11 protein-coding genes are annotated in these 11,459 nt (G+C 63.9%); 7 read left to right on the forward strand and 4 right to left on the reverse strand.

Annotated elements, in window-relative coordinates; translation table 11 throughout:
• The first annotated feature begins 26 nt into the window (after window positions 1–26).
• Window positions 27–1,154, forward strand: a complete 1,128-nt coding sequence (locus RWT78_RS12195; protein ID WP_003946237.1) for a resuscitation-promoting factor — start codon at window positions 27–29, stop codon at window positions 1,152–1,154.
• 9 nt (window positions 1,155–1,163) lie between these two features.
• A complete protein-coding gene (rsmA, locus tag RWT78_RS12200) occupies window positions 1,164–2,063 on the forward strand; it encodes a 16S rRNA (adenine(1518)-N(6)/adenine(1519)-N(6))-dimethyltransferase RsmA (protein ID WP_003946263.1) in 900 nt (299 codons plus the stop codon).
• Between the two features lie 58 nt (window positions 2,064–2,121).
• On the opposite strand, the gene RWT78_RS12205 is transcribed toward rsmA, so the two are convergent.
• The 3 genes from RWT78_RS12205 to RWT78_RS12215 are packed head-to-tail and all read right to left on the reverse strand — an operon-like array spanning window position 2,122 to window position 5,514.
• A complete protein-coding gene (locus RWT78_RS12205) occupies window positions 2,122–4,383 on the reverse strand; it encodes a cation-translocating P-type ATPase (protein ID WP_003946240.1) in 2,262 nt (753 codons plus the stop codon).
• Window positions 4,383–5,297 (reverse strand): hypothetical protein, encoded by a 915-nt coding sequence (locus tag RWT78_RS12210; protein WP_314675872.1) that lies wholly within the window; start codon window positions 5,295–5,297, stop codon window positions 4,383–4,385. The genes RWT78_RS12205 and RWT78_RS12210 overlap by 1 nt, the downstream gene beginning before the upstream one ends.
• A 7-nt stretch (window positions 5,298–5,304) precedes the next feature.
• A complete protein-coding gene (locus RWT78_RS12215; protein ID WP_003946267.1) occupies window positions 5,305–5,514 on the reverse strand; it encodes a heavy-metal-associated domain-containing protein in 210 nt (69 codons plus the stop codon).
• Between the two features lie 314 nt (window positions 5,515–5,828).
• On the opposite strand from RWT78_RS12215, the gene RWT78_RS12220 reads away from it, so the two are divergent.
• On the forward strand, window positions 5,829–6,032 hold the full coding sequence (locus RWT78_RS12220) for a cold-shock protein (protein WP_003946232.1): 204 nt from the start codon (window positions 5,829–5,831) through the stop codon (window positions 6,030–6,032).
• 96 nt (window positions 6,033–6,128) lie between these two features.
• Here RWT78_RS12220 and RWT78_RS12225 read toward each other — a convergent pair whose 3' ends face one another.
• Window positions 6,129–7,097, reverse strand: a complete 969-nt coding sequence (locus tag RWT78_RS12225) for a YafY family protein (protein ID WP_003946249.1) — start codon at window positions 7,095–7,097, stop codon at window positions 6,129–6,131.
• Window positions 7,098–7,194: 97 nt separating this feature from the next.
• On the opposite strand from RWT78_RS12225, the gene RWT78_RS12230 reads away from it, so the two are divergent.
• The 4 genes from RWT78_RS12230 to RWT78_RS12245 all read left to right on the forward strand — a co-directional run.
• Window positions 7,195–8,190: an ATP-binding cassette domain-containing protein gene (locus RWT78_RS12230; RefSeq protein ID WP_314675878.1), complete on the forward strand. Its 996-nt coding sequence runs from the start codon at window positions 7,195–7,197 to the stop codon at window positions 8,188–8,190.
• A gap of 37 nt (window positions 8,191–8,227) precedes the next feature.
• Window positions 8,228–9,004 (forward strand): ABC transporter permease, encoded by a 777-nt coding sequence (locus tag RWT78_RS12235; RefSeq protein ID WP_003946226.1) that lies wholly within the window; start codon window positions 8,228–8,230, stop codon window positions 9,002–9,004.
• An 81-nt stretch (window positions 9,005–9,085) separates the two neighbouring features.
• Window positions 9,086–10,021 carry a 4-(cytidine 5'-diphospho)-2-C-methyl-D-erythritol kinase gene (locus RWT78_RS12240; protein WP_314675882.1) on the forward strand — a complete coding sequence of 312 codons (936 nt, stop codon included), beginning with the start codon at window positions 9,086–9,088 and terminating at the stop codon, window positions 10,019–10,021.
• A partial coding sequence (locus RWT78_RS12245; RefSeq protein ID WP_314675884.1) for an ABC-F family ATP-binding cassette domain-containing protein occupies window positions 10,021–11,459 on the forward strand: 1,439 nt, incomplete at its 3' end. The genes RWT78_RS12240 and RWT78_RS12245, both read left to right, overlap by 1 nt.

Below are 11,459 nucleotides of genomic sequence, written 5' to 3' on the forward strand. Positions count from 1 at the left end.
TCACACCTCACAGAACACAGGAACCGATGTCACCGTTCGCCAAGATCAACTCGACCAGGTCGCCGTTGTTGTACTCGGCGATCGCCGCTCTTCTCCTGACGGTTCTCGTGGGTGGTGTTCTGGCCGTCGTCCGGCACAAGACCATCACTCTCGATGTCGACGGTGAGCAGATTCGCCTGAGCACCATGTCGACCAACGTCGACGGCGCTCTCGAGGACGCGGGTTACCCCATCGGTGACAAGGACGCGGTTGCTCCCGCGGCCGACGCTTCGCTGTCCGACGGCGACACCGTGGTGCTCCGTCGTGCTCGTGAGATCACGCTGACGGTCGACGGTCAGCCGCAGAAGCTCTGGACCACAGCCTTGACCGTCGACGACGCGCTCAAGCAGTTGGATGTCTCAGCGGATGTGCACGTGTCGGCGTCGCGCTCGCAGCGTCTCCCGCTCGACGGCGCCGCGCTCGACGTCTTGACACCGGTCGTCGCAAAACTGGTCGACGGCGCAAACGCGGCAGCAGACGTGCGTATCGCGGCGCCGACGGTCGGGGAGTTCCTTACCGCCAACGGCACTCCGCTCGAGCAGTCGGACACGGTGGTTCCCGCCGCCGACGCTCCACTGACCGAGGGCCTGGAGGTCACGGTGACGCGCAACCGCACCGAGAACAAGGTCGAGACCTTGCCGCTCGATCCGCCGGATCAGCGCATCGAGGATCCGACGATGAACCAGAGTCGCACGATCGTCGAGAACCCGGGCGTGCCCGGCGTGCGTGACGTGACGTTCGCCGTGAATCTCGTCAACGGTGTCGAAGCCGGACGTACCCAGGTCGCGGAGACGATCACCACACCGGCGCAGCCGAAGGTCGTGCGTGTCGGAACGAAGCCGGGCACCGAGGTGCCGCCCGTGGAGAACGGTTCGACGTGGGATGCGCTCGCACAGTGCGAGGCCACCGGTAACTGGGCCATCAACACCGGCAACGGTTTCTACGGCGGCGTGCAGTTCGATCAGAACACCTGGGAACGACAGGGCGGGTTGAAGTATGCGCCCCGCGCCGACCTCGCCACCCGTGAAGAACAGATCGCGATTGCGACACAGACCCAGCGCACTCAGGGCTGGGGCGCATGGCCGTCGTGCTCGGGTCGCCTCGGACTGGGATAAGTTCTACTGGTGTCAGACGCCGAACAATCGAACGAACCCATCGCTACTCCGCGCGGGCAGGCAGCCCTGCTCGGTCCGGTCGAGGTGCGCGCTCTTGCCGAGGAATTCGGTGTCCGACCCACGAAACAGTTGGGGCAGAACTTCGTTCACGACGCCAATACCGTGAGGCGCATCGTCACCACGGCAGGCGTGACACGTGACGACGTCGTTCTCGAGGTAGGGCCTGGTCTCGGTTCGCTGACGATGGCGCTGATGGACGTGGTCGATCGGGTCATCGCGGTCGAGATCGATCCCAACCTCGCGGCTCGCCTGCCGAAGACGGTGGCCGAGCGAGCGCCGGAACTGGCCGATCGCCTGACCGTCGTCGAAGCCGACGCGATGCGTGTGCTGCCTTCACAGATTCCCGGCGAGCCGACCGCGCTTGTCGCGAACCTGCCGTACAACGTCGCGGTGCCGGTGCTGTTGCATCTGTTCGCATCGCTCCCGAGTCTGCGGACCGCACTCGTGATGGTGCAAGCCGAGGTTGCCGATCGCCTGGCGGCTGATCCGGGAAGCAAGATCTACGGCGTTCCCAGTGTCAAGGCCAACTTCTTCGGCGAGGTTCGCCGCGCCGGTGCCGTCGGACGCAACGTGTTCTGGCCGGTGCCGAAGGTGGAATCAGGTCTGGTTCGTATCGACCGGTATGCGGAGCCGCCGTGGCCGATGGACGAGAAACACCGCAAGCAGGTTTTTGCGGCGATCGACGCCGCATTCGCGCAGCGCCGCAAGACTTTGCGTGCCGCGCTCAGCGGTTGGGCAGGTTCGCCTGCCGAGGCCGAACGACGGCTCCTCGCTGCCGGCATCGAGCCACAGACGCGTGGTGAGATGCTCGACGCAGCAGCCTTCGTTCGGCTGGCTGGAGGCGAATAGCCCCGTGCGCGGTTAAGGAGTGCAGGGACTCCCTAACCGCGCACAGGGGCTTGCCCCCTTATTTGAACCGCCGCAACCTCAGGCTGTTACTCACCACGAACACACTGCTGAATGCCATTGCGGCACCGGCGAGCATCGGGTTGAGCAGGCCGGCCGCAGCCAGCGGGATCGCAGCCGTGTTGTAGGCGAATGCCCAGAACAGATTGCCCTTGATGGTCTTGAGCGTCTTGCGGGACAGTCGAATTGCATCGGCTGCCGACCGCAGGTCACCTCGCACCAGAGTGATATCGCTGGCCTCGATCGCAACGTCGGTACCCGTGCCCATCGCCAGGCCGAGATCGGCCTGAGCCAGGGCTGCCGCGTCGTTCACGCCGTCGCCGACCATGGCCACGACGCGTCCTTCCGCTTGCAGTTTCTTGACGGCGTCGACCTTGTCCGCAGGCATGACCTCGGCGAAGACGGTGCTGATCCCGACCTGATCCGCGACAGTGCGAGCAACGGTGGCGTTGTCACCGGTCAGCAGAACCGGTTCGAGGCCGAGTGCTTTCAACTGCGCGATTGCTTCGGCGCTCGTGTCCTTGACCGCGTCGGCGATCACGAGGATGCCGTGCGCCTTGCCGTCCCAGCCCACCGCGATTGCGGTGCGCCCGGCCTTCTCTGCTGCAGCCTTAGCCTCGCGGAGATTTTCCGGCAACGGCATCGACCAGTCGGCGAGCAGCGCGTCTCGGCCCGCGACGACGGCGTGACCGTCGACCATTCCCTGCACGCCGCGCCCGGCGACGTTCACGAAATCCTCGACCGTAGGCAATTCGCCCACAGCTTCGGTCGCACCCTTCGCAATCGCTGCGGCGATGGGGTGCTCGGAGCGATGTTCGAGTGCGCCGGCCAGCCGAAGGACCTCGTCGACGGTTGTTCCTTCGCCCACCACGGTGTCCAGCAATGTCATCTGACCGGTGGTGACGGTTCCCGTCTTGTCGAGCACGACGGTGTCGACTGCGCGCGTCGATTCGAGTACCTCGGGTCCCTTGATGAGGATTCCCATCTGAGCCCCGCGACCCGTGCCCACCAACAGAGCTGTGGGCGTTGCCAATCCGAGAGCACAGGGGCACGCGATGATCAGCACGGCGACCGCAGCGGTGAAGGCCATCTCGATGGGGTTGCCGGTACCGAGCCAGTAGCCCAGTGTCGCAACGGCAATCGCGATGACGACCGGCACGAAGATACCGGCGATCCGATCGGCGAGGCGCTGAACTTCGGCCTTGCCGTTCTGGGCGTCTTCGACCAGTGCCGCCATCTGGGCGAGTTGGGTGTCGCTCCCGACCCGGGTTGCCTCGACGGTCAAGGTTCCACCGACGTTGACGGTGGCGCCGACAACAGTGTCCCCGACACCGACTTCCTCCGGCACGGATTCACCCGTCAACATGCTCATGTCGACGGCAGAGCGGCCCTCGGTGATGATGCCGTCGGTGGCGATCTTCTCGCCGGGCCGGACGATGAAGGAGTCGCCCGCTGCCAGTTCTTCGGCGGGGATTCGTACTTCGACGCCGTTTCGCAATACCGCGACGTCTTTTGCACCGAGTTCCATGAGTGCGCGTAGTGCGGCGCCGGACGTGCGCTTGGACTTGTGCTCGAAGTAGCGTCCGGCGAGCACGAACGTGATGACGCCCGCGGCAACTTCGAGGTAGATGTTGGCGCTGCCGTCCATCCGGTCGACCGTCAGCCGGAAGGCGTGCTTCATACCGGCTTCGCCCGCAGTGCCGAAGAACAGTGCGTAGAGCGACCAGACGAAGGCCGAGATGGTGCCCAGCGAGATGAGCGTGTCCATCGTGGCCGCGCCGTGGCGCAGGTTCACCCAGGCAGCCCGGTGGAAGGGGAGGGCCGCCCACACGATGACCGGTGCGGCCAGTGTGAGGGAGAGCCATTGCCAGTTGTCGAACTGCAGCGCAGGAATCATCGCCATAGCGATGACCGGCACGGAGAGAAGAGTCGAGATGATCAGGCGGGTACGGAGCTCGCGCAGATCACGATCCTGCGGGGTTTCCGCATCCGGGTCGACGGTGTCCGGCGCGCTGGGCGGCTTGGGGAGCGCGGCGGAATAACCGGCGTTCTCGACGGCAGTGACCAGATCTTCGACGGGTACCCCGTCCGGGAAGGTGACCTTGGCCTTCTCCGTCGCGTAGTTGACGGTGGCTGTGACGCCGTCGATCTTGTTGAGCTTCTTCTCGATTCGTGACGCGCAGGAGGCGCAGGTCATCCCGGTGATCGCGAGTTCGACGCTGCTCGAGTTGGCAGCATTGTCGACCGCAGTCGGTGACGTCATCAGTGCCCTCCCTCGTGATTTTCTTGAACTGAAGCTGTGGAAGTGCCTGCATCAACAGTGAATTCGGCGGTCCGAACCACGCCCTCGTGCTGGAAGTCGAGGAACAGTCGGTATGTGCCTTCGCTCGGTGCCTGTGCGTGGAAGGAAATGTCCGGACCAGGAGCTGTGACGCCGTCGCCTGGCTCGCCTTCGGGGTGCACGTGCAGGTAGGCGAGGTCGCCGGTGCGCAGGGCAACGAGGTGACCGAAGGCACCGAGGTACGGATCGAGATCGGTGACCGGGGCTCCGTCGCGAGCAACGCTCAGCGTGATCGGGCCGCCGGCAGTGGTCAGATCACCGTCGAGAGTCACGGTGTATCCGTCGACGGTTGCGGTCGCGCTCTTCGCAGGTAGCGGCGCGGGAGTGAATTCGCCTGCCACGTCGAAGTTTCGGCCGAGTGTCAGTTGGGTGCCGTCGGTGGGATCGAAGTCCGCGAAGACTCGGTAGGTGCCGGCGGCGGGCCAGGCCCAGTCGATCGACCAGGTGCCGTCTGCAGCGAGGGACGGATGTACGTGGCGGAATTCGCTGGTGTCGTTTCGGACGACAATGAGGTGGAGTTTCTTCTCGTGCAGGAGGTCGAAATCGACGACGGGCGTGTTGGTGTCGTCGAGAATCCGGAAGGTCAAGGTTCCCGGCTCCCCAGCTCGACCGGGTGCGGTCACATCGGTGAGTGTGTATCCGCCGGAGGAGACTTCGAGTCCTGCAGGTGTTGCCGAATCCATGCCTGGCATCGATTCGGTGGTTGATTCGTGGGTGCTGTGCTGGGTGGTGGACATGTCTATCGGGCTTCCGATTGCGGCCCCCACGCCGAGGGCGGCGCCGAAGACGGCGACCAGCCCTACGGCGTAGGCGGCAAGTGTTGTCGAGGTGCGCACGGCTGACTCAGCTTGGTACGACTGCGTAGCCGGCTTCGTCGACTGCTGCGACGACGTCGGCTGCGGAGACGGGAGCATCGCTGGTGACAACGACGCGTCCGCTCGCCAGTTCGACATCCACCGCGGTTACTCCCGCGATGTTGCCGATCTCTTCCTTGACGGATCCGACGCAGTGTCCGCAGGTCATTCCGGAAACGGTGTATTCGGCGGTGGTCATCGCAGATCCCTTCGGTTGTGGAAAGCTTATTTTACGGATACCCGGTGTAGGTATCGCTCTGCAATCGAAGGTACCCCCAGGGGGTATACCTGTCAACGCCCTGGGCAGTGATGAAGGCCTCAGGGAAGACAACACGGCGGATGTGTGGTCTACTTGTGTTGGTCGTAAGTGTTTGTGTTTGTGTTTCCACGCTCGCAAATGGTTAGGTTGCGAGCGTTTGGACATCCTCCACGGATTTGTCTCAGAACGGTCGTAGTAAGTGACCCGGGCGGTCGAAGCGACTGCCTGTTGACACTGTGTTAGAGGAGATTTACATGGCAGAGGGCATCGTGAAGTGGTTCAACTCCGAGAAGGGGTTCGGCTTCATCGCTCCCGAAGACGGCAGTGCTGACGTCTTCGTTCACTACTCCGAGATCCAGAGTGGCGGCTTCCGCACTCTCGAGGAGAACCAGCGCGTGGCGTTCGAGATCGGTCAGGGCAACAAGGGCCCGCAGGCCACCGGCGTTACCATCGTCTAAGACGTCCATGTGAGTCGGGCAACCGACGCATGACGTACTGACAAGACCCCAACTCTTCGGAGTTGGGGTCTTGTTGTATTTGGGTGAAAAACGCTGTCATGCATCGAGATACCGCTGAGTGGCGACTGCCGTTTCCGCCGCGATCGTGCGGCATTCCTCGCGGAGTTCAGGTGGATTCACAACGGTGAAATCGACGTCGAAAGCTCTGAGCCAGTGTGCGATCGATCGCAGAGAAGTGCCCGAAAGCACTATGACGCAACGCCCTTCGTCGGTGGACTCCACCGATCCCCACTGTTCGTTGACCATGGGTGCTATCTGCTCGATGGGTGCATGCAGTAGAACTGTTGCGCGCGTGGAGGAATAGGCCCGAGCGACACCGCGGGAAACGAAGTCTGCTGCACCACCGGCGGGTAGTTCCCGCGGCACGAATCGTGGGCCGGTGGGGATCTTGGGTTCCATTCTGTCTACGCGAAATGATCGCCAGTCCTCGCGAGACAGATCCCAAGCCACCAGATACCACCGAACACCCGACCGCACGAGCCTGTACGGTTCCACCTCGCGTCGGCTCTGGGTGCCGTCGTGAGTGCTGTAGTCGAATCTCAATCGCTCGTGGTTGTGGCATACGGATGCGATGGCGGACAGTACCGACGCATCGACTGCGCTCGCGGCGGGCTCGCGTGGCACGACATCGATCGACAGCGACTCCAGACGGTGTCGCAGCCTCGACGGCATGATCTGCCGCAGCTTCGCCAGCGCGCGCATCGAAGCCTCGCCGATGCCGACCACAGAGCCGGTCGCTCCGGATTGCAGTGAAAGTGCCACCGCGAGCACTTCTTCGTCATCGAGCTGTAGCGGGGGCATCTCCGCGCCGGCACCCAGGCGATATCCGCCACCGACTCCGACTGTCGCGTCGACCGGATAGCCGAGATCGCGGAGGCGGTCCACGTCACGTCGAACTGTGCGCGGGGTGATCGCGAGTTTGTCTGCGAGTTCGGCACCGGACCAGTCTCGACGCGTCTGGAGCAGTGACAGCAACCGCAGTAGGCGAGCCGATGTCTCCTTCATGGCCAGAAGTCTGCCAAACATTTAGGACCGTATGAGTCCTCAATTGAATTTAGGTTGGTCCACATCCGACCAGTCGAGAAGAAATTGGGGCCACGTCATGAGTCGCATCAACGACGGCAGACCGATGATCGAGACGAAGGCGCTCACCAAGCACTTCGCTCAGGGCAAGAAACTCGTGGAAGCAGTCAAGGGAGTCACGCTCGACATAGCGGAGGGTGAGTTGGTTGCCTTGCTGGGGCCGAACGGCGCCGGGAAATCGACGACGTTGCGCATGTTGACCACCTTGCTCGAGCCAACGTCCGGCAGCGCGCGAATCGCAGGATTTGACATCTCCGCGGCGCGGAACGAGGTGCGATCGAGCCTCGGATACGTCGGGCAGGGGAACGGCGCCGGCCACAACCAGCGAGTTCGCGAAGAGTTGGTGACACAGGGATTGTGCTACGGAATGCCCAAGGGCGACTCGCAGGTACGGGCCGACGAGTTGCTGCGTGATCTCGAACTCACCGAGTTGGGCACTCGAAAGGTCAGTACGTTGTCCGGCGGGCAGCGCCGGCGGCTCGATATCGCCCTCGGCCTGGTCCATCGCCCACCGCTCTTGTTCCTCGACGAGCCGACCACGGGCATGGACCCGCAGAGTCGGGCCAACCTCTGGGACCACATCCTCCGGCTGCGGCGCGAGATGGGCACCACGATCGTGCTGACCACGCACTACCTCGAAGAAGCGGATTCGATGGCAGAGCGGGTCATCGTCATCGACGAAGGCACTGTCATCGCGGACAACACCGCTGCCGCACTCAAAGCGGATCTCGCGGGGGATCATCTTCTGCTCACCTTCGACAGTGCCGAAGCGGCCGGCATCGCGGCGTCGGTGGCCGAGCGACTTGTCACTGTGCGTGACGTCACGGTCGAGGCAAACTCGGTGAGTATCCGTGCCGGCGAGGGTGATTCGACGCTCCCGGTATTGCTGCGTGAAGCCGATACCCGCGGCGCCCGCGCAGTTACTGCCGACATCACCAGGCCGACTCTCGACGACGTTTTCCTCACTCTCACCGGCCGCAGCCTGCGCGAGAGCGCCGCCGCGGTCGCTTCCTAGAACTACGACGAAGAACTACGACGAACAGGAATCCGCCATGACAATCACACTCGATACCCCACGTAGCGCGCACGGCAACATCGTTCGAGACAGCGCGATCGTGATGGGCCGTGAACTGCGACCGATGTTGCGTGACCCGGTCAGCGTCATCTTCAGCCTCATCCAGCCGCTGATCCTGTTGGCGTTGTTCGGGCCTCTGCTCAAAGGGGTTCCGGGTACCGGTGACGGCGTATGGAATTGGTTCATTCCCGGTGTGTTGGTGATGATCGCGATCTTCGGAACGACGATGACCGGTTCCAACCTCCTGATGGAGATGCAGCAGGGATCGCACGAGCGAATGTTGGTGACTCCGCTCCGACGCTCGTCCTTGTTGATCGGGCGAGCGTGCAAGGAGATGGTTCCGCTTGCCGCGCAGGCGATTCTGATCATTCTGGTCGCACTTCCGCTCGGATTGGATGTCAATGCAGCGGGCGCCGCGCTCGGGATTGTCCTGCTCGGAGTGTTCGGCGTCGGACTCGGTGCGCTCTCGTACGCTCTCGCTCTGGCTGTGCGAGAGCAGGATTGGATGTTCTGGGTCGTTCAGCAGACGCTGATGTTCCCGCTCCTGATCCTGTCGGGAACCATGCTTCCACTCGAGGACGCACCAGGTTGGATGAAGGTCCTCGTGAACATCAATCCGCTCGGCTACGTCGTAGACGCCGAGCGGGCACTCTTTGCCGGAGACTTCGCGTCGAGCAGCGTTCTGGCAGGAATCGTCGCCGCCGTGGGCGTGGCGGTGGTCGGGCTCGGCGTTGGGGTTCGAGCCGTGAAATAGCGTGGGTGCGCTGTCTGTCGGACGGGGTGCGGCGGTCGCAGGTTTTCGCCCAGGTGTTCGCAGCGCCTATTGTTGTTCCTTGTGCTCTCCGTCGTTCCACGCCCCGTAGTCGTCCGGGCCCCGTCCAAGGTGAATCTCCACCTTGCCGTCGGGGACCTGCGAGACGACGGCTATCACGAGCTGACGACGGTTTTTCAGGCATTGTCGCTGGCAGACACCCTCACGGTGACGCCTGCGGACACCTTGACCGTGCGGGTGATCGGCGACGACGCCGCGGCCGTGCCGACCGATCGCACCAACCTCGTGTGGCGTGCCGCCGAGATGCTCGCCGTCGAGGGTGGCGTGGCCCCGAACGTCGAGATAGTCATCGAGAAAGGCATCCCCGTCGCAGGCGGAATGGCCGGCGGGAGTGCCGACGCAGCCGCCGCTTTGGTTGCGCTCAACGCTTTGTGGAAGCTCGACTTCTCGCGGCCTGATCTCGACGCTTTTGCGGCACGCCTCGGGAGTGACGTTCCGTTCTCGCTGCACGGTGGCACTGCCCTCGGAACCGGCCGCGGCGAACAACTTGTCCCAGTGTTGACCCGCCACACTTTTCACTGGGTGTTGGCGCTGGCGAAGGGTGGCTTGAGCACACCGGTCGTGTTCCGCGAGCTGGACAAGCTGCGGGCAGAAGGCGCCCCGAAACGGGTGGGGAGCGCCGATGCGTTGATCCAGGCACTGACCACGGGTGACGCTCATCTGCTTGCGTCGCTGCTCGGCAACGATCTGCAGGCTGCGGCACTCTCACTCAACCCGGATCTACGACGGACGCTTCGAGCGGGCGTCGAAGCCGGAGCTTTGGCCGGCATCGTCTCCGGCTCCGGACCGACATGCGCCTTTCTCTGCGCCGACGCACAGTCCGCGGTGGAAGTGAGCGCAGAACTTGCGGGAGCGGGGGTGTGCCGCACCGTTCGCGTGGCGAGCGGACCCGTTCCCGGAGCACGAATACTCGACAATGCGGCAAAGGGACAGCACTGATGGCGAATCTGATCAATCTGGAAAACGTGTCGAAGTCTTTCGGCGTCAAGCCGTTGCTCGACGGGGTCTCCCTGGGCGTCGAGGAGGGCGAGCGCATCGGCGTCGTCGGCCTCAACGGTGGCGGTAAGACGACCATGCTCGAAGTCCTCGCGGGTGTGGAGCAGCCGGATTCGGGACGCGTCAGCCGCGTCGGCGGATTGCGTATGGCCGTCGTGACGCAGCGCGGTGTGCTGCCTCCCGGCTCCACTGTCGGTGAAGTGGTCCTGGGGCCGCTCGGAGTGGCGCAACACGAATGGGCCGGCGACGCGCGCATCCGTTCGGTGCTCTCGGGTATCGGCATCGACAACCTGGGCGCCGGCGGCGAGCGGTCCGCATTGGACGCCAAGGTCGACGGCCTGTCCGGCGGTGAGCGTCGCCGCGTGGCTCTCGCTGCGGCCCTGGTTCAGGACCTCGACCTGCTGGTGCTCGACGAGCCCACCAACCACCTCGACGTCGAAGGTGTTCAGTGGTTGGCCGAGCACCTCGTCTCGCGTCGCAGCGCGCTTGTCGTCGTGACCCACGATCGCTGGTTCCTCGACACCGTCGCCACCCGCACCTGGGAGGTTGTCGGCGGCGGCGTCGAAAGCTACGAGGGTGGCTACAACGACTGGGTGTTCGCTCGCGCCGAGCGCTCGCGTCAGGCTGACGCTTCCGAAGAGCGTCGACGCAACCTTGCGCGCAAGGAACTCGCATGGCTGCGCCGCGGTGCGCCGGCCCGTACGTCCAAGCCGAAGTACCGCATCGAGGCCGCAGAGGCCCTGATCGCCGACGTTCCGGCACCTCGTGACGCGGTCGCTCTTGCGTCGTTCGCGCAGCGTCGGCTCGGCAAGGTTGTCATCGAACTCGAAGACGCGCGTCTGGAGACTCCGGACGGCCGTGTACTCGTCGAGGATCTGACCTGGCGTCTCGCTCCAGGTGAGCGTGTAGGCCTGGTCGGTGTCAACGGCTCGGGCAAGACGACTCTGCTGCGGACTCTGGCCGGCGAACTCGAGCCTGCCGCCGGAAAGCGCATTCAGGGGCAGACCGTCCACATCGGTTGGCTCAAGCAGGAACTCGACGATCTACCGACCGACATGCGCGTACTTGACGCGGTCAAGGATGTAGCCGAGCGAATCACGCTGGGAGACAAGGAAGTATCGGCGGGTCAGCTGGCTGAGCGGTTGGGCTTCACACCGGCGCGTCAGCGCACCCCAGTCGGTGATCTCTCCGGTGGTGAGCGCCGACGTCTGCAGTTGACACGTGTCCTCATGGCCGAGCCCAACGTCCTGCTTCTCGACGAGCCGACCAACGATCTCGACATCGACACGCTTCAGCAACTCGAAGATCTGCTCGACGGCTGGGCGGGCACCATGGTGGTCATCTCGCACGACCGGTACCTGATCGAGCGCATCTGTGACAC

Source organism: uncultured Rhodococcus sp., assembly GCF_963525155.1.
In the GTDB taxonomy this organism is placed as follows: domain Bacteria; phylum Actinomycetota; class Actinomycetes; order Mycobacteriales; family Mycobacteriaceae; genus Rhodococcus_F; species Rhodococcus_F qingshengii.